We start from the raw sequence: 18,470 nt of genomic DNA on the forward strand, positions 1-18,470 counted from the left end.
GCCCGCTCCGGCGGCCCCCGGGGTGTGTCGGAGGGCGGGGCTAGAGTCGGGGGATGGCTCTCAGCACCTCGGCGGACACGCCGATCCCGGTCGGCGAGGTGTCCCGGCTGATCGGCGGATGGATCGACCGGCTCGGCGCGGTGTGGGTCGAGGGGCAGATCACCCAGCTGTCCCGGCGGCCCGGCGCGGGCGTGGTCTTCCTGACGCTGCGCGACCCGTCGCACGACATCTCGCTGAGCGTCACGTGCTTCCGCGCGGTCTTCGACCAGGTCGCGGACGTGGTCGGCGAGGGAGCGCGGGTGGTGCTGCACGCGAAGCCGGAGTGGTACGGGCCGCGCGGCACCCTGTCGCTGCGCGCGGTGGAGATCCGCCCGGTCGGAGTGGGCGAGCTGCTGGTGCGGCTTGAGCGGCTGAAGAAGCAGCTGGCCGGCGAGGGGCTGTTCGCGCTGGACCGCAAGCGCCCGCTGCCCTTCCTGCCCCAGCTGATCGGCCTGGTCACCGGGCGCGCCTCGGCGGCCGAGCGGGACGTACGGGAAAACGCCCGGCTGCGCTGGCCGGCGGTGCGCTTCGAGATCCGCAACGTCCCGGTGCAGGGCGCGCACGCGGTGCCGCAGGTCATCGAGGCGGTGCGCGAGCTGGACGCGCACCCCGAGGTCGATGTGATCATCGTGGCCCGGGGCGGCGGCAGCGTCGAGGACCTGCTGCCGTTCTCCGACGAGCAGCTGGTGCGTACGGTCGCGGACTGCGCCACACCGGTGGTCTCGGCCATCGGGCACGAGCCGGACTCGCCGCTGCTCGACCTGGTCGCGGACCTGCGCGCGTCCACACCGACCGACGCCGCCAAGCGCGTGGTGCCCGATGTGCGCGAGGAACTGGCCAAGGTACGGCTGGTCAGCGACCGGGCGCTGCGGGTGATCCGCGGGCTGCTGGACCGGGAGGAGCGCGGCCTCGAAGCGGCGCTGAGCCGGCCCTCGATGGCGGCACCGCACCGGATGATCGACGAGCGGGCGGCGGAGGTGGCCGACCGCCTCGACCGGGGCCGCCGCTCACTGCGGCACGCCCTGGACCGGGCGGACGCCGACCTGTCGCACACGCTGGCCCGGGTGGTGGCGCTGTCCCCGGCTGCCACGCTGCGGCGCGGCTATGCGGTGCTCCAGCGGGCGGACGGCGCCGCGGTGCGCGACCCGGCCGACGTCGCCGAGGGCGAGGAACTGCGGGCGCGGGTGGCGGCGGGCGGCTTCACGGTACGGGTGGCGGGCGGCGGGGAAGCGTGAGCGGGGCCGTCGGCGCCAGCGGGAGCCGGGCTGTCGGCGGCCGCCCCTAGGCTGGCTCCATGGCAGCAGACCAGGACACCACCACCGCCGCGCTGGGTTACGAGCAGGCCCGCGACGAGCTGATCGACGTCGTGCGCCGGCTGGAGGCGGGCGGCGCCACGCTGGAGGAGTCGCTCGCGCTGTGGGAGCGGGGCGAGGAGTTGGCGAAGGTGTGCCGGCACTGGCTGGAGGGCGCCCGCAAGCGGTTGAACGCGGCGCTTGCGGCGGAGGAGGAAGCCAGGGGCGACGAGGGCGAGGGCGCGGAGGCGTAGCGCGCCGGCCAGCGGCGGCAGGAGCTGCCCGGGGGCGTAAAAGACCAGGTCACGAAGGCGCGAGTGTGACCGGGGTCACAGTTGAACCCGGAATGGTTGAGCTTTCATGCAGGTTGGATCGGGTGTTCCCGAGCGCGGGAGACCGCGACCGGGTGTCCTCCGCGCGGGAGACCGCGCACCGCTCCGATCGACCCCCCAGAGGTAATCCATGACGCTCGTACTCGACCCCGCCGCCCAGGACCTTCTCTTCCGCGAGGCCCGCACCGCGAACACCTTCACCGCGGACCCGGTCACCGATGAGCAGATCCAGGCGATCTACGACCTGGTCAAGTACGCCCCCACCGCTTTCAACCAGCAGCCGCTGCGGGTGGTCCTGGTCCGCTCCGCCGAGGGCCGCGAGCGCCTGGTGCAGCACATGGCCGGGGGCAACCAGCCGAAGACCTCGACCGCCCCGCTGGTGGCGATCCTGGCCGCGGACAACGAGTTCCACGAGGAACTGCCCGCCCAGTTCCCGGCCTTCCCGCAGGCCAAGGACGCGTTCTTCTCCGAGCGTCCGGTGCGCGAGAAGTCGGCCGCCTTCAACGCCTCGCTCCAGGTCGGCTACTTCATCATCGGCGTGCGCGCGGCGGGCCTCGCGGCCGGCCCGATGACCGGCTTCGACGCCGACGGCATCAACAAGGAGTTCTTCGCGGACGGCGAGCACTCGGTGCTGGCCGTGGTCAACATCGGCAAGCCGGGCGAGGACGCCTGGTTCCCGCGCAACCCGCGGCTGTCCTACGACGAGGTCATCACGACCGTCTGAGTCGGGACCGCCCGCGGCCCGCGGGCACCTACTGGCCGCCGCGCTCCCGCAGCGCGGCGGCCATCTGCGTGAGCTGGCTGTCGGGACCGGTGCCGAGCACGATCGTGGTCACGCCCTGCTCCTTGCGCACCAGCGCGTTGTACCGCTTGCCCGCCCAGCGCTCCCAGACCAGGCCGCCGGCGGTGACCGTCCGCGTGCCGTCGCGGTGCGCGTTGAGGGTGACCTCGCCGATGAAGGCGTCCGGGTCGCCGTTGCTCTGCTCGATGGCCACGTACTGCTGCTCGGGGTCCACGAAGCCGACGTGCCAGACGACCTTGTGCGGGTCGGCGGAGTTGTACGTGACCGAGGTGGCGCGCCACCGGGCGCTCAAACCCTCGGGCCCGGCGACCTTGAAGGGCGCGTCCCGCCTGGCCTGCCCCAGCTCCACCGAGTAGCTGATCGGCTTGACCGGGTCGGCCTTGGAGTCGTGCGGGATGAACACGTAGATGACGGCGACGACGACGCCGAGAACCGCCAAGGACAGGATCAGGTCCCTGACCGTCTTGTTGCCACGCTTGTCTGCTGCCACGCCCCTATCGTCCCCCATGCCCCGCCGTGCCCCGACCGAGGGTCCCCGACCGCCAGTACGCGGCGCCGGTCCGCTCACGTGGCGGGCGGCGGTCCGGTCGTACGACCGACGGCGGTCCGCTCATGTGACAGGCGTCCTGCTCATATTCGCGGGAACCCGATAAGGTCGCAGCACCCTCATATCCGGCCGTCCTCGTACAGAAAGGTGCGTTGCGATGACCGAACAGAATCTGCCCCCCGCGCTCGAAGTGAGCCCCGAGGCACCCGACCGCAACCTCGCCCTGGAGTTGGTCCGGGTGACCGAGGCCGCCGCGATGGCCGCCGCGCGGTGGGTCGGCCGCGGCGACAAGAACGGTGCGGACGGCGCCGCCGTCAAGGCGATGCGGACCCTGGTGCACACCGTGTCGATGAACGGCGTCGTGGTGATCGGCGAAGGCGAGAAGGACGAAGCGCCGATGCTCTTCAACGGCGAGCGGATCGGCGACGGCACCGGTGCGGAGTGCGATGTCGCCGTGGACCCGGTGGACGGCACGACGCTGACCGCCAAGGGCATGCCGAACGCCGTCTCGGTGCTCGCGGTGGCCGACCGCGGCACGATGTTCGACCCGTCGGCGGTCTTCTACATGGACAAGCTGGTGGCCGGCCCCGAGGCCGCCGAGTACGTCGACATCACCGCCCCGCCGTCGGTCAACGTCCGCCGGGTGGCCAAGGCCAAGGGCAGCGCGCCGGAGGACGTCACGGTCGTGGTGCTCGACCGGCCGCGGCACGACGGCATCGTCCGGGAGATCCGGGAGACCGGCGCCCGGATCAAGTTCATCGCGGACGGCGACGTGGCCGGCGCGATCATGGCCGTACGCGAAGGGACCGGCGTCGACCTGCTGCTCGGCATCGGCGGTACGCCCGAAGGAATCATCGCGGCCTGCGCCATCACCTGCTTGGGCGGCACGATCCAGGGCAGGCTGTGGCCGAAGGACGACGCGGAGAAGCAGCGGGCACTGGACGCCGGACACGACCTGGACCGGGTGCTGGAGACCAAGGACCTGGTCAGCGGCGACAACGTGTTCTTCGTGGCGACCGGCGTCACCGACGGCGAACTGCTGCGCGGGGTGCGCTACCGGCGCGAGACGGCGACGACCTCGTCACTGGTGATGCGGTCCAAGTCCGGCACCATCCGGCAGATCGACTCCGAGCACCGGCTGTCCAAGCTGCGGGCGTACAGCGCGGTCAACTTCGACCGGGCGCACTGACCTCGCCCGCGGCCGACGGCGGCGGTCCGCCGCACCCGCGTCCCCACAGCACCGTGCCACCGCACCTCCTGCCCGGACCGGGCCGCTCCCGGGCGCACCGCCACCCGGGCAGGATGTGCGCCGCCGTGGTCAGCCCGCCACGGCTATCTGAGCGGCGGGGCGCTGGAGTTCGACCTCGCGGCGGCGTCTGCGGGCCAGCACGACCCGGCGCTCGGCGGCGGTCATGCCGCCCCACACCCCGTACGGCTCCGGTTGGAGCAGCGCGTGTTCGCGGCATTCGAGCATCACCGGGCAGCGGGCGCAGACCCGCTTGGCGGCCTCCTCACGGGCCAGCCGGGCCGCGGTGGGCTCCTTCGACGGCGCGAAGAACAGCCCCGCCTCGTCGCTGCGGCATGCCGCCTCCGAGTGCCAGGGCCCGCCCAAGTCGCGTGGATGACCTGGTGGAGTGGCTGGGTCCATGACGGGCTCGATCGGTTGAAGCACGGGAAACTCCTGACGACGGCTCGTGGTGTGCCACGCTGGCCCGCGCCGACTGCTCCCCGTGCGCAGCGTGCGGCGGCGGCAGCGCGGCGGCGTGTCCAGTTCCCCTACCCGCTGTGCGCGACTTCATGCGCACCGTGTTCACGTCCGGTCACGCACCGATACCCCCACTGACCTGCACTTGGCGTGAACACGCAACATTCGTGGCGCACACACGCCACAAGAATTAACCCCTGCCACGGCCTTCCCAACTGCCCCAGGGGGGTTGCACGGGTGGGTGCGCGCCGCCCCTAACCCGGCGGCGGGGCGGTCGCGTTGGGCGCCGGCGTGCGCCGGCCGGGCGCACCGGCCTCCCGCCCCCGGGGTGGGCCGGGCCGACGCCCCGGCCTCCGTGCGGGGCACTCCGGGCCGACGCCCCGGCCTCCCCCCGGGGGGCGAACCAGGCGCCGGGCGGCGTCAGTTGCCGAGGTGCTTGCGGGTCCAGTCCTTGACCTTCTTGCCGCGCTTGGCCTTCGCCTCCACGCCGCCCCAGAAGGCGAACCCGTCCACCCGGACCACGGGGGCGCCGGGGTCCGTGGACTCGTAGGCCTTGATGTCGGAGCCGCCCATGATGCCGATCACACCGCCGCCGCGCAGTGTCACGTTCTCCGGCAGTTTGATGGTGACCCCGCCCATCACGGCGGTGCAGTGGATGACCAGTTCCGGCGCGGTGAAGGTGGCCTCGGACAGGTCGATCTCGACGCCGCCCAGGATCGCGACCGCGGTGATCTTGTGCCCGACGCGCCAGCGGCCCTTGCGCTCGGCGCCGCCGAGGATGCCGACCAGGTGGGGGTTCTCGCCGCTGCCGTCGCCCGCGTGGCCGCGGTAGGCGGGGGCGGGCGCCGGGGACGCCGTACGCCCCACCGGCAGGTCGCGCACCAGGGGCAGCAACTCGCCGAGCGTCTTGGCCGCGTAGACCCGGTCGAGGCGCTCGGAGTGCTCGGCCGAGTCCAGCCGGCCCTCGGCCAGCGCCTCGCGCAGGATGTCGGCGATCCGGTCCCGGTCGGCGTCCGAGGCGCGCAGGTCCGCCTCCGCGGCGGGCGCGGAGGCAGCGGGCCCGGAGGTGGCGGGCGCAGCGGCGGACGGGGCCGCGACGGCCGTCTCCGGGCGCCGCACGGGCTCTACGGGCTGCTGCGCGGGCTTTTGGAGCTGCGATTCATCCACCGGCCCACCGTACACAGACGCGATAGATCGCGACTACCCCGAAAGCGGCCGGAGCTGACCCCCATCCGACCCTTAGGGGTCGGGCCGTCCGGGGCGCCAGGGCACCAGGGTCGGCCGGGCGGTGAGCGCTACCTCACAGCCGTACGGCGGCCCGCGCGCTCGTATGCTGGACGGGCTTCAGCGACGACGCAGCCGAGTGAGGAATGCCCCTTATGCCCGAGTTCGAATATACGGATCTGCTCCCTCTCGGCGAGGACACCACCGCCTACCGCCTGATCACGGCGGAAGGGGTCGGCACCTTCGAGGCCGAGGGGCGCACCTTCCTCACCGTCGAGCCGGAGGCGCTGCGCTTGCTCGCCGCCGAGGCGATGCACGACATCTCGCACTATCTGCGCCCGACCCACCTCGCCCAGCTGCGCCGCATCCTGGACGACCCGCAGGCCAGCCCCAACGACCGCTTCGTGGCGCTCGACCTGCTCAAGAACGCCAACATCGCCGCGGCCGGCGTGCTGCCGATGTGCCAGGACACCGGCACCGCCATCGTCATGGGCAAGCGCGGCCAGCAGGTGCTGACCTCGGGCGGCGACGAGGAAGCGCTCTCCCGCGGCATCTACGACGCCTACACCAAGCTCAACCTGCGCTACTCGCAGATGGCGCCGCTGACCATGTGGGACGAGAAGAACACCGGCTCCAACCTGCCGGCCCAGATCGAGCTGTACGCCACCGACGGCGGCGCGTACAAATTCCTCTTCATGGCCAAGGGCGGCGGCAGCGCCAACAAGTCCTTCCTCTACCAGGAGACCAAGGCCGTACTGAACGAGGCCTCCATGATGAAGTTCCTCGAGGCGAAGATCCGTTCGCTCGGTACGGCCGCGTGCCCGCCGTACCACCTGGCGATCGTGGTCGGCGGCACCAGCGCCGAATTCGCCCTCAAGACGGCCAAGTACGCCTCCGCGCACTACCTGGACGAACTGCCCGCCGAGGGCTCGGCGACCGGACACGGCTTCCGGGACAAGGAGTTGGAGCAGAAGGTCTTCGAGCTGACCCAGACCATCGGGATCGGGGCGCAGTTCGGCGGCAAATACTTCTGCCACGACGTCCGGGTCGTGCGGCTCCCCCGGCACGGCGCGTCCTGCCCGGTGGCCATCGCCGTGTCCTGCTCGGCCGACCGGCAGGCGCTCGCGAAGATCACCGCGGAGGGCGTCTTCCTCGAACAGCTCGAGACCGACCCGGCGCGCTTCCTGCCGGAGACCACCGACGAGCACCTGGACGAGGACGTCGTCCGTATCGACCTCAACCGCCCGATGGCCGAGATCCGGGCCGAGCTGACCAAATACCCGGTCAAGACCCGGCTGTCGCTGTCCGGCCCGCTGGTCGTCGCCCGCGACATCGCGCACGCGAAGATCAAGGAACGGCTGGACGCGGGCGAGGAGATGCCGCAGTACCTGCGCGACCACGCCGTCTACTACGCGGGACCCGCCAAGACCCCCGAGGGCTACGCCTCCGGCTCGTTCGGCCCGACCACGGCCGGCCGGATGGACGCCTACGTCGAGCAGTTCCAGGCGGCGGGCGGCTCGTTCGTGATGCTCGCCAAGGGCAACAGGTCCCAGCAGGTCACCGACGCGTGCGCCACCCACGGCGGCTTCTACCTCGGCTCGATCGGCGGCCCCGCGGCCCGGCTCGCCCAGGACTGCATCAAGAAGGTCGACGTCCTCGAATACGCCGAACTGGGCATGGAAGCGGTGTGGAGGATCGAGGTCGAGGACTTCCCGGCGTTCGTCGTCGTGGACGACAAGGGCAACGACTTCTTCACCGACCCGACCCCGTCGCCGACCTTCACCTCGATCCCCGTCAGGGCGCCGGGACTGAGCTGACCCCCCGGCGACAGCAACGGGGAGCCCCCTGACCGTGGTTGAGGCGTCCGGAATGCCGGGCGCCCTCAACCACGGCCGCCCCACCCGGACCTGTCAGTGCCGCCGCGCCGTTGTCCCGGTTTCCTGTTGTGGAAAGCCCACCCTCTTGCGCCTCCACCGGCGATGCCGAGAGCATCGAACGAGACGCAGCGAGCGGTAAGGGGGCACAGGTGCGAGTCACGAAACGTGTCAGCACGTGTGAGAACGGAGGCAATTCGTGATCAGCTCCTCCAGTGACCTCGCAGAACGTTTCACAACGTTCGAGCGAGAAGCCTTCCGACTTGAAATCCTCGCCGACTACAACGTTCCATCGAGTGCAGATAATCTGCGGGCCTTCCTGGCCGGTGAGTCGAAGCCCGAGGGATACAACGCCGGATGGGTCGAGACTGTTCGTGCCGCCATCGACAACGGTAAGCGCATGTATCGGGTTCACATCGTTTCCCGTCCGCTCACCGAGTATCTCCGCTATGAACTCGGATGGGGATACGTCACCAACATGACGGGCGGAGAAGAGTTCTTCATTCTCGATGTCACCGACAGGGAGAACCCTCTCGGCGGCGTACCCGACTTTTGGATGTTCGATGAGACGACTCCCGTCGTCATGCGGTACGACGGGACGGGAGCGTTTGTCGGCCCCGAGTTTCTGCCCGTCGAACGGGCGGCGGAATTCATCGCCTACAGGGATGCCGCCATGGCGCATCCTCACCGCGCTTGGCGTCTCGGAGGAAGTCAAGGCCGAGTACATAGCTTCCGCACGGGCAGACGCTACAGAAGCCACGGCGTGGCGCCTGATCCGCCGCCTCGGCTTCCATAGAAAACAGCAACAGATTGCGGCCCTCGAAGAGTCGATGTCCCTGCTGCGGCTCTTCCAGCCGTCGCTGGTCCCCGGACTCCTGCAGACTCCCGAATATGTTCGGGCGATCCTTGGAAAGAAGAGGCTCGGGGACGAGGTACTGTCGCGGACCATCGCCGCGCGACTCGAACGGCAGGGTGTCCTCTACGACTCCGGGAAGACACTTCGGTTCGTCATCACGGAGCCTGTACTGCGGTGGCGCACCCTCCCGCCCACAATGATGGCTGGCCAGCTCGACAGGATAATTTCGGTCTCTCGCCTGCCGAACGTGGACATACGGGTCGTTTGCCTTGCCTCGGCGCAGGATGACGTACCCGGACATTCGTTCGTCATCCGGGATGATCGCATGGTTACGGTCGAGACGACTCACGCGGAAATGATGGTCACCGACCCGAGAGACATCGCTCTCTACGTTCGGAAGTTCGAAGGATTTCACGCCATGGCAATAGCAGGCGATGACATGCGGGCCATGCTCGCAGGCATCCGGGACGGATTCTTGACGGAACAGGAAACCCGCTAGGAAAATCCCGGCTCCGTCCATAACCTGGTCGGGCGACCGGGGCGGAGGCACTCAGGCCTCCCTATGGAGACGCCCGCCGGGGCGGATTCACTCGGCGCCACCGACCAAGGAGAAATCTGATGAACACGTGGCGGCTCACCATGGCCGACGGCGGCCAGGACGACAGCGACTCCGGCAACAAGCACGGCGGGGGCGGCTCCGATGAAGGCGGGAACACGAACGACGGTCAGGGACTGGCGGACGGGAAGTGATGACTGAGCACGAAACGGCGGAGGCCGGTCCCGATGGCCTGGTCTCCGTGCTCACACAAAAGGTCGTACTGACATCGGACTGGCTCCCCGCGTATCAGCGGGTCCCCCGGCATCTCTTCCTGCCCGACACAATCTGGCCCGGCCGAGCAGGTATGAACAGGCAGGATGACCGGGTCATCCGCCCGGAAGAGCCCGACGTATGGTGGCAGGCCGCCTATCGGGATGCCCCGATCACCACCCAGTGGGACGACGGCGCGTACACCGGTCCCGGAAAAGGGAAGATCCCGTCGAGCTCGAGTTCCATGCCGACCATGGTCTTTTCCATGCTCGACGCCCTGAGTGTCGAAGACGAGGACCGGGTGCTGGAAATCGGCACCGGAACAGGCTGGAACGCGGCTTTGCTGTGCCACCGTGTCGGCCCCGAGAACGTCGTCACGGTCGAGGTGGACGAGGCGTGCGCCAGGGAAGCCAGGGTGCGTCTCCAGGACGTTGGCTTCAACCCCCTGGCCGTCGTGGGTGACGGAGCACGGGGATACCCGCAGAAGGCCCCGTACGACCGCGTCATAGCCACGTGCTCGGTCGGCAGCATCCCGCACGCCTGGGTGGAGCAGACAAAGCCGGGGGGTGTGGTCGTCGCCCCCTGGGGAACCGGCGTACGGCGGAGAAGCCGTTGTCCGTCTCGTCGTCGGTGACGACGGCACGGCGTGCGGCCATTTCCTCGGCTCATCGGCCTTCATGCGGATGCGCGATCAGCGCGCCCGACGACGTCACGTCCGCGCGTACTTGAACGGCCAGGAGTGGCCCGCGGACGGAATCGTCACCAGCACGGAGCTGTCCCCGGAAGCGGTCGGGGACTGGCAGGTGATGTTCGCCATCGGTGTCCAGGTCCCCGACGCCTTCCCCTGGGCCGAGACATACGGGGACGGCTCCTACACGCTCTGGCTCCGCGATACGGACGTCACGTCGTGGGCGACAGTGGACTACGCGGAGGGCCGCACTGAGTTCGAGGTCGTACAGGCCGGGCCACGGAGGTTGTGGGAAGAAGTCGAGACCGCCTATCGGTGGTGGGAAGCTCAGGGCCAACCGAGCTTCGACCGGTTCGGCCTGACGGTGACGGCGGAGTCGGAAGTGGTCTGGCTGGACGCACCAGGAAATCCCGTTCCCTGGCCGTCCCGGCGCCGACCTTCACCTCGATCCCGCTGCGACCCGGCGCCTGACCCGGGGCCGGGCCAGCTGCCTGATCCGGGGCCGGGCCAGTTGCCCGATCCGGCGCCTGGTCCGGGACCACCCCGGGTCTGAACCCGGGCCGCCGGCCGCCTGGTCCAGGGTCACCGGAAGGCCGTCACCGGCCCCCCGGGCGGGTCGGGGGGATTCGGGGCGTCAGGTCCGGTGGCGGGCGCCCGAATGGGGGCGTAAGGGGTAGCCGCGGCGGCCGAGTTGCGTCGGAGGGACCTCGGCCGGTATCCACAGCGGTGACGCTGGGGGAAGGTGGTGCCATGGCCGGGCTGATGAGCGCCTGGAAGCGGTCCGCGGCCGGGCGGTTGTGGAAGCAGGCCACACACATCGAACTGATGCACCGTTCGATGGGTTTCGCGGCCCTGGGTTTCGTGACGCTGATGCCGCTGCTCGTGGTGGTCGCGGCGGCCACGCCGTGGGAGCACAGACCCGGGTTCGCGCAATGGGTCGTGGACGGCATGGGGCTGGACGCCGACGGCTCGCACAGCGTGCGGACCCTCTTCGCCGCGCCCAGGACCGTGCTGAGCGCCACCAGCGCCTGGAGCCTGGCCTCGCTCGCCTACTTCGGGCTGACCTTCGTGGCGAGCGTCGAGACCGGCTACCGCAAGATCTGGGACCTGCCGTCGGGGCCCTGGCACCGGGACTGGCGGCGGGCGGTGTGGCTCGCCGTGCTGACGGCGTACCTGTTCAGCGAGTCGCAGAGCGCCGCCGCCATGGGCAGCGGCCCGCTGCGCGGCATCGCCAGGATCACCCTCACCTTCGGGCTCGGGGTGGCCTTCTTCGCCTGGGGCCAGCGCTTCCTGCTCGGCGGCAAGATCGATGTGCGCACCGCGCTGCCGGGAGCGGTCTTCACCATGCTCGGGCTGGCCGGGCTGCGGGTCTTCTCGCAGCTCTTCTTCGCGCAGCTGATGGTCAGCAACGGTGACGCGTACGGGCCGGTCGGCACCGTCCTGACGGTGGTGACCTGGCTGGTCGGCGTCGGCTTCGTGGTCTTCGGCGGCGCCCTGCTCGGCCGGCACCTGCGCGATGTGCGGATCCTGCGCAGAGGCGCCGAGATCCCCCGGCCGCGCCGCCAGGAGGGCTGGTACGAGGAGCCCGAGGAGGCCACCCCCGGAGTGCGGTGGCGCTCCGACGGTGCCGGCGGCGCGATCGACTGACCCGGCACCCCTGCCACTTCCTTCACAAACCTCCCACAGGCCCACGACACCGCAGGCCAGCGCGACGCGCGGCGGCGGTGTGCGGGGTTTGTCCCCGCCTCGGCAGTTCATCAATCGTTGACATGTGCTTATTGGGAGCGGAACATTCCGTGCTCGGGAGAGCGCTCTCCCGAACTGACGGAGCCGGCACGGCACCCACCGTCGCGACGCGCCGTCAGACCCCCCATGTGGCAACACCGAGCAGGAGGTCTCCATGGCACGGCGGACCAGAAGGATCCCGGGGCTGCTGATCGCCCTGTCACTCGCCGCAACCGGACTGGGCATCGGCGGTGTCGCGCTCACCGCGAACGCGGCGGCGAGCACACCGACCATCGCCGCCGCGAAGCCGGCCCAGCAGCCCGCCAACGCGATGGCGGAGATGCCGGGTATGGCGGTGTCGAACCAGACGTCGGGCGACGACCCGGACGGCGACGGCTACATCATGGCCAACCCGCCGGTGACCGGAGTGACGCCCTCGACGTACGACCCGCCGCACGCGTACTTCCACGAATTCCAGGCCAAGTGCTCACCGGACCACACCGCCCCGGACGACCCGATCGTCTACCCGGGCCAGCCCGGCAAGTCCCACGACCACACCTTCATGGGCAACACCAGCACGAACGCCAACTCCACCACCGCCTCGCTGGAGGCGGCCGGCGGCACGGCGTGCCTGGCACCCGGCGACAAGTCGGCGTACTGGATGCCCTCGCTCTTCAAGGGCGACCAGAAGATCCTGCCGGTCGGACCGCAGACGATCTACTACAAGTCGTCCGTGAACGACTACACCTCGGTGCGGCCCTTCCCCAAGGGGCTGCGGTTCGTGGTCGGCAGCCCGGTGCAGACCCAGGACGAGTTCAAGAACCTCAAGGGAACCGTCGAGGGCTGGGAGTGCGGTCAGAGCTACCACAACTGGAACTTCCCCGCGAGCTGCCCGACCACCCCTGACACGGAACTGAACATCCGTCTCCAGGCGCCCAGTTGCTGGGACGGCATCCACCTGGACACCCCCGACCACAAGAGCCACATGGCCTACCCGATCGCGACGGGCGCGAACATCAACGCGTGCCCGGCCGACCACCCGGTCGCGCTGCCGATGATCGAGTTCAAGATGGCCTGGCCCGTCAACGGCGACATGTCACAGATACGCCTGGCCAGCGGCGCGGGCTTCTCCTTCCACTACGACTTCTTCGCCGACTGGGACACCGCCACCCAGTCCGCCATGGTCACGCACTGCATCAACGGCGGCCTCCAGTGCGACCCCCACGGCTACGACGAGTCCCAGCCGGCCAAGGGCGCCGTCCTCGACAGCAACTACCAGCTCATCCACTGACCCGCCCGGAGCGCTCTCCCGGGCGGGTTCTCTCAAGCCCCCTGGGAGAGCGCTCTCCAAAGGTTCAGACCTGTCCCCCCAAGATCACAGGTGATGTATGAACGCCCCCGCACTTCCCCCCGCCCCACCCCCCACCAGCGGTTTCTCCCGGCGCGCGGCCCTCGGCGCGCTGGCGGCCCTCGCGGCCACCCCGGTGCTGGCCGGCCGGGCCACGGCGGCGCCCGGCAGCACAGCGAGCACCGGCACCACCGCCACCACCAGGACCACCGGCACCTCCGCCGCCGCCGCGGACCCGGACCTCGGCCCCAATGTGCTGATCTTCGACCCCGCCATGCCGATCGCCGACATCCAGGCCAAGGTCAGCAGCGTCTTCTCGACCCAGGAGAGCAACCAGTTCGGCACCGAGCGCTTCGCGCTGCTCTTCAAGCCGGGCACCTACGACGGCCTCGACGTCAACGTCGGCTTCTACACCCATGTGGCCGGCCTCGGCCTGTCCCCCGACGACGTCGACATCCACGGCCTGGTGCATGTCGAGGCCGACTGGATGCAGGGCAACGCCACACAGAATTTCTGGCGCAGCGCCGAGAACCTGTCGGTGACGCCGACCGGCGGCAGCAACCGGTGGGCGGTCTCGCAGGCCGCCCCGCTGCGCCGGGTCCACATCCGCGGCGAGGTCCCGCTGTGGAACGGCTACGACGGCTGGTCCAGCGGCGGCTTCATGGCCGACTGCAAGGTCGACGGCCGGGTCGTGTCCGGCTCCCAGCAGCAGTGGCTGACCCGCAGCAGCACGCTGGGCTCGTGGGACGGCTCGGTGTGGAACATGGTCTTCGTCGGAGTCGACGGAGCGCCCCCGCAGAATTTCCCCAACCCCTCCCACACGGTGGTCGACCGGGCCCCGGTGGTCCGCGAGAAGCCGTTCCTGTACGTCGACGGCTCGGGTGCCTACCAGGTGTTCGTGCCCGCGCTGCGGACCGCGGCCAGCGGCGTCACCTGGAGCGGCGGCGCACAGGGCGAGTCGATACCGCTGAGCGACTTCCACGTCGCCAAGCCGGGCGACTCGACCGCGACGATCAACGCGGCGCTGGCGCAGGGCAAGCACCTGCTGGTCACCCCCGGCGTCTACCAGCTCGACGCGACCGTCGAGGTGACCCGGGCGGGCACGGTGGTGCTGGGCCTGGGCATCGCGACGCTGGTACCCGGCGGTGGGATCACCGCGCTGTCGGTGGCCGACGTCGACGGCGTGAAGATCTCGGGTCTGCTGATCGACGCGGGCGCGGCGAATTCGGCGGTCCTGGTCAGGGTCGGCCCGCAGGGTGCGTCGGCCGGGCACGCGGCCGATCCGACGCTGCTGCAGGACGTCTTCGTCCGGATCGGCGGCGCTCAGGCGGGCCGAGCGACGGTCAGCGTGGAGATCAACAGCTCGGACGTGATCGGCGACAACCTGTGGCTGTGGCGCGCCGACCACGGCAGCGGGGTCGGCTGGGACGTCAACACCAGTGACACGGGCCTGGTCGTCAACGGGGCGAACGTCACGATGTACGGGCTGTTCGTGGAGCACCACCAGAAGGCCGAGGTGGTGTGGAACGGCAACGGCGGGCGTACGTACTTCTTCCAGAACGAGATGCCCTACGACCCGCCGAACCAGGCGGCCTGGACGGACGGTTCGCGGAACGGCTACCCGGCCTACCGGGTGGCGGACGCCGTCACCTCGCACGAGGCGTGGGGGGTCGGCAGCTACTGCCTCTTCCTGAACGACCCGACCGTCGTCGCGGAGAACGCTTTCCAGGTGCCGGACCGGGCCGGGGTGGCCTTCCACGACCTGGTCACCGTCTCGCTCGGCGGCGACGGCACGATCAGCCACGTGATCAACACCGCCGGCGACCCGGTGAACAGCGCCAACACCGGCATCTCCTACCTGGTGAGCTACCCGTGACCCGCCGCGCGGACCACTCCCCCGGCGACCCCGGCGACCCGAGCATCCCCGGCGCCCCCGGCGCCCGCAGGACCCGCACTCGCACCCGTACCAAGGAGGACAGCATGCACCGACCCTTCCGCACCGGGCGGGCCCGCCGCGCGGTGGCCCCGCTCGCGGCGACCGCGCTGGCCGTCGCCGGCCTGGCCGTGCTCCAGGCACCCGCCGCGCACGCGGCGGGCAGCGTGGTCAAGGTGACCGGCTCGCAGGGCAACTGGCAGCTCACCGTGGACGGCGCCCCCTACGAGGTCAAGGGGCTCACCTGGGGCCCGCCCCCCGGTGACGCGGCCAAGGACCTGCCGGACGTGGCGAAGATGGGCGTCAACACGATCCGCACCTGGGGAACCGACGCCACCAGCGCCCCGCTGTTCGACGCGGCGGCGGCCAACGGCATCAAGGTCATCGCCGGCTTCTGGCTCCAGCCGGGCGGCGGTCCCGGCTCCGGCGGCTGCGTCAACTACCTGACGGACACCACCTACAAGTCGGACATGCTGGCCGAGTTCCCGAAGTGGGTGAACACCTACAAGGACAACCCCGGTGTGCTGATGTGGGACGTCGGCAACGAGTCGGTGCTCGGCCTGCAGAACTGCTACAGCGGCGACGAGCTGGAGCAGCAGCGCAACGCGTACACCACGTTCGTCAACGACCTGTCGAAGGCGATCCACGCGATCGACCCGAACCACCCGGTGACGTCCACCGACGCCTGGACCGGCGCCTGGCCGTACTACAAGAAGAACACCCCGGACCTCGACCTGCTCGCGGTCAACTCCTACAAGGACGTCTGCAATGTGAAGTCCGCCTGGGAGGCGGGCGGTTACGACAAGCCGTACATCGTGACCGAGGGCGGCCCGGCCGGTTCGTGGGAGGTGCAGAACGACGCCAACGGGGTGGCCGACGAGCCGACCGACCAGCAGAAGGCCGACGGCTACACCAACGCCTGGAACTGCGTCACCTCGCACCAGGGCGTCGCGCTCGGCGCCACGCTCTTCCACTACGGCAACGAGGACGACTTCGGCGGCATCTGGTTCAACCTGGTCCCCGACGGGCTCAAGCGGCCCTCGTACTACGCGGTGAAGCGGGCGTTCGGCGGCAGCACCGCGGGCGACAACCTGCCGCCGCAGGTGGCCGACATGAGCGTCACCGACGCCACCGCCGGGGTGCCGGCCGGCGGCAGGGTGACGATCAGCACCAGGACCAGCGACCCGGAGAACGACCCGATCAGCTACCAGGTGCTCTTCAGCAGCCTCTACATCGACAACAACGGCGCCCTCGCCCCGGCCGCCACCACCGACAACGGCGGCGGCTCGCTCAGCGCCACCGCGCCGGACAAGGTCGGCGTCTACATCGCCTACGTCAAGGCCACCGACACGCACGGCAATGTGGGCTACGGCTCGAAGTCGGTGCGTATCGTGCCGCCGAAGGCGGACGGCACCAACGTGGCCCTGAACAAGCCCGCCACCGCCTCGTCCTTCCAGACCGACCCGACCGGCGGCTGCCCCTGCACCGCGGCCGACGCGGTCGACGGCAGCTACACCACCCGCTGGTCGAGCGACTGGAGCGACCCGCAGTGGGTCCAGGTCGACCTGGGCCGGAGCACCACGTTCAAGCACGTCCAGCTCGCCTGGGAGTCCGCGTACGCGAAGGCGTACGACATCCAGACCTCCGACGACGGGCAGAACTGGACGACGGTGAAGTCGGTGACCGACGGCAACGGCAACATCGACGACCTCGATGTGAGCGGCACCGGCCGCTACGTCCGCCTCCAGGGCACCCAGCGCGGCACCGGTTACGGCTACTCGCTGTACGAGTTCGGTATCTACAGCTGACCGGAGTCCGCAGGAGCGGCTCCTGACAGTGCCCGGGAACACATCGGGTGTTCCCGGGCACTGTTATAGGTATGAGTGACAGCGACGCGACCACGGACGGCGGCTACCGCACCGAGCACGACTCGATGGGCGAGGTGCGGGTGCCCGCCGCGGCGAAGTGGCGGGCGCAGACGCAGCGGGCGGTGGAGAATTTCCCGATCTCCGGCGGGCGGCTTGAGCGGGCGCACATCGAGGCGCTGGCGCGCATCAAGGCCGCCGCCGCGCGGACCAACGCGAAGCTCGGCGTCCTGGACGAGGAGGTGGCCGGGGCCATCGCGGAGGCGGCCGAGGAGGTCGCGGCCGGCCGCTGGGACGAGCACTTCCCGGTGGACGTCTTCCAGACCGGCTCGGGCACCTCGTCGAACATGAACGCCAACGAGGTCATCGCGACCCTGGCGGCCGAGCGGCTGGGCCGTCCGGTCCACCCCAACGACGACGTCAACGCCAGCCAGTCGTCCAACGACGTCTTCCCCTCCTCCCTGCACATCGCCGCGACCGCGGCCGTCACCGGCGACCTGATCCCGGCGCTCACCCATCTGGCGGAGTCGCTGGAGCGCAAGGCGGCGGAATTCGCCACGGTGGTGAAGGCGGGCCGCACCCATCTGATGGACGCCACTCCGGTGACACTGGGCCAGGAGTTCGGCGGTTACGCCGCCCAGGTGCGCTACGGCGTCGAGCGGTTGCGGGCGTCGCTGCCGCGGCTGGCGGAGCTGCCGCTGGGCGGCACCGCGGTCGGCACCGGCATCAACACCCCGCCCGGCTTCCCCGCGGCGGTCATCGCCGAGGTGGCGCGGGCCACCGGGCTGCCGCTGACCGAGGCGCGCGACCACTTCGAGGCGCAGGGCGCGCGGGACGGCGTGGTGGAGACCTCCGGCCAGCTGCGTACGATCGCGGTGGGGCTGACGAAGATCGCCAACGACCTGCGCTGGATGGCGTCGGGTCCGCGGACCGGCCTGGCCGAGATCGCGCTGCCCGACCTCCAGCCGGGCTCGTCGATCATGCCGGGCAAGGTCAACCCGGTGGTGCCCGAGGCGGTGCTGATGGTGGCCGCCCAGGTGATCGGCAACGACACGACGGTCACGGTGGCGGGCGCGGCGGGCAATTTCGAGCTGAACGTGATGCTGCCGGTGATCGCCCGCAATGTGCTGGAGTCGGTGCGCCTGCTGGCCAATGTCAGCCGGTTGCTCGCGGACCGCACGGTCGACGGGATCACCGCGAACGCCGAGCGGGCGCGCGAGTACGCCGAGTCGTCCCCGTCCGTCGTCACCCCGCTGAACAGGTACATCGGCTACGAGGAGGCCGCGAAGGTGGCGAAGCGGGCGCTGGCGGAGCACAGGACGATCCGCGAGGCGGTGATCGAGGGCGGCTATGTGGAGCGCGGACTGCTGTCCGAAAAGCAGCTGGACGACGCACTCGACGTGTTGCGTATGACCCGTCCGTAACACGTGAT

At 70.3% G+C, this 18,470-nt stretch carries 17 protein-coding genes; 14 read left to right on the plus strand and 3 right to left on the minus strand.

From position 1 onward, the window contains the following. Positions 1-53 precede the first annotated feature (53 nt). From xseA to OHA86_RS13020, 3 genes are all read left to right on the plus strand, one after another. Positions 54-1,274 (plus strand): exodeoxyribonuclease VII large subunit, encoded by a 1,221-nt coding sequence (gene xseA, locus OHA86_RS13010; RefSeq protein ID WP_329175167.1) that lies wholly within the window; start codon positions 54-56, stop codon positions 1,272-1,274. 59 nt (positions 1,275-1,333) lie between these two features. Continuing rightward, entirely contained in the window at positions 1,334-1,585 is a 252-nt protein-coding gene (locus OHA86_RS13015) for an exodeoxyribonuclease VII small subunit (protein ID WP_329175169.1), read from the plus strand. A gap of 208 nt (positions 1,586-1,793) precedes the next feature. Beyond that, the gene (locus tag OHA86_RS13020) at positions 1,794-2,387 is read left to right on the plus strand and encodes a malonic semialdehyde reductase (protein ID WP_329175171.1); all 594 of its coding nucleotides are present in this window, start codon (positions 1,794-1,796) and stop codon (positions 2,385-2,387) included. A gap of 28 nt (positions 2,388-2,415) precedes the next feature. Here OHA86_RS13020 and OHA86_RS13025 read toward each other — a convergent pair whose 3' ends face one another. Next, the gene (locus tag OHA86_RS13025; protein WP_329175173.1) at positions 2,416-2,955 is read right to left on the minus strand and encodes a DUF4245 domain-containing protein; all 540 of its coding nucleotides are present in this window, start codon (positions 2,953-2,955) and stop codon (positions 2,416-2,418) included. A 214-nt stretch (positions 2,956-3,169) separates the two neighbouring features. Here OHA86_RS13025 and glpX point away from each other — a divergent pair, with 214 nt between their 5' ends. Further along, a complete protein-coding gene (gene glpX, locus OHA86_RS13030) occupies positions 3,170-4,201 on the plus strand; it encodes a class II fructose-bisphosphatase (RefSeq protein ID WP_329175175.1) in 1,032 nt (343 codons plus the stop codon). Positions 4,202-4,330: 129 nt separating this feature from the next. Here glpX and OHA86_RS13035 read toward each other — a convergent pair whose 3' ends face one another. Both OHA86_RS13035 and OHA86_RS13040 read right to left on the minus strand, forming a co-directional pair. After that, a complete protein-coding gene (locus OHA86_RS13035) occupies positions 4,331-4,660 on the minus strand; it encodes a WhiB family transcriptional regulator (protein WP_329182386.1) in 330 nt (109 codons plus the stop codon). Between the two features lie 477 nt (positions 4,661-5,137). Further along, on the minus strand, positions 5,138-5,884 hold the full coding sequence (locus OHA86_RS13040; protein ID WP_443071718.1) for a DUF1707 SHOCT-like domain-containing protein: 747 nt from the start codon (positions 5,882-5,884) through the stop codon (positions 5,138-5,140). 212 nt (positions 5,885-6,096) lie between these two features. Here OHA86_RS13040 and OHA86_RS13045 point away from each other — a divergent pair, with 212 nt between their 5' ends. The 10 genes from OHA86_RS13045 (at position 6,097) to OHA86_RS13090 (ending at position 18,462) form a co-directional block, all read left to right on the plus strand. After that, positions 6,097-7,758 carry a fumarate hydratase gene (locus OHA86_RS13045; protein ID WP_329175176.1) on the plus strand — a complete coding sequence of 554 codons (1,662 nt, stop codon included), beginning with the start codon at positions 6,097-6,099 and terminating at the stop codon, positions 7,756-7,758. Between the two features lie 256 nt (positions 7,759-8,014). After that, positions 8,015-8,611, plus strand: coding sequence for a DUF6879 family protein (locus OHA86_RS13050; protein WP_329175177.1), 597 nt, complete (start codon positions 8,015-8,017; stop codon positions 8,609-8,611). Beyond that, entirely contained in the window at positions 8,496-9,170 is a 675-nt protein-coding gene (locus OHA86_RS13055; RefSeq protein WP_329182388.1) for a DUF5753 domain-containing protein, read from the plus strand. Before OHA86_RS13050 ends, OHA86_RS13055 begins: the two co-directional genes overlap by 116 nt. 119 nt (positions 9,171-9,289) lie before the next feature. Continuing rightward, positions 9,290-9,421 carry a hypothetical protein gene (locus OHA86_RS13060; protein WP_329175178.1) on the plus strand — a complete coding sequence of 44 codons (132 nt, stop codon included), beginning with the start codon at positions 9,290-9,292 and terminating at the stop codon, positions 9,419-9,421. Beyond that, positions 9,421-10,113, plus strand: coding sequence for a methyltransferase domain-containing protein (locus OHA86_RS13065; RefSeq protein ID WP_329175179.1), 693 nt, complete (start codon positions 9,421-9,423; stop codon positions 10,111-10,113). Before OHA86_RS13060 ends, OHA86_RS13065 begins: the two co-directional genes overlap by 1 nt. 804 nt (positions 10,114-10,917) lie before the next feature. Next, positions 10,918-11,814 carry a YhjD/YihY/BrkB family envelope integrity protein gene (locus OHA86_RS13070; RefSeq protein ID WP_329175180.1) on the plus strand — a complete coding sequence of 299 codons (897 nt, stop codon included), beginning with the start codon at positions 10,918-10,920 and terminating at the stop codon, positions 11,812-11,814. Positions 11,815-12,067: 253 nt separating this feature from the next. Beyond that, positions 12,068-13,183, plus strand: a complete 1,116-nt coding sequence (locus OHA86_RS13075; protein WP_329175181.1) for a DUF1996 domain-containing protein — start codon at positions 12,068-12,070, stop codon at positions 13,181-13,183. A gap of 97 nt (positions 13,184-13,280) precedes the next feature. Continuing rightward, the gene (locus OHA86_RS13080; RefSeq protein WP_329175182.1) at positions 13,281-15,116 is read left to right on the plus strand and encodes an adenylyl cyclase; all 1,836 of its coding nucleotides are present in this window, start codon (positions 13,281-13,283) and stop codon (positions 15,114-15,116) included. A gap of 104 nt (positions 15,117-15,220) precedes the next feature. Beyond that, positions 15,221-16,981, plus strand: a complete 1,761-nt coding sequence (locus tag OHA86_RS13085; RefSeq protein ID WP_329182389.1) for a discoidin domain-containing protein — start codon at positions 15,221-15,223, stop codon at positions 16,979-16,981. Between the two features lie 71 nt (positions 16,982-17,052). After that, a complete protein-coding gene (locus OHA86_RS13090; protein ID WP_329175183.1) occupies positions 17,053-18,462 on the plus strand; it encodes a class II fumarate hydratase in 1,410 nt (469 codons plus the stop codon). Positions 18,463-18,470: the final 8 nt, after the last annotated feature.

The organism is Streptomyces sp. NBC_01477, assembly GCF_036227245.1.
GTDB lineage: Bacteria > Actinomycetota > Actinomycetes > Streptomycetales > Streptomycetaceae > Actinacidiphila.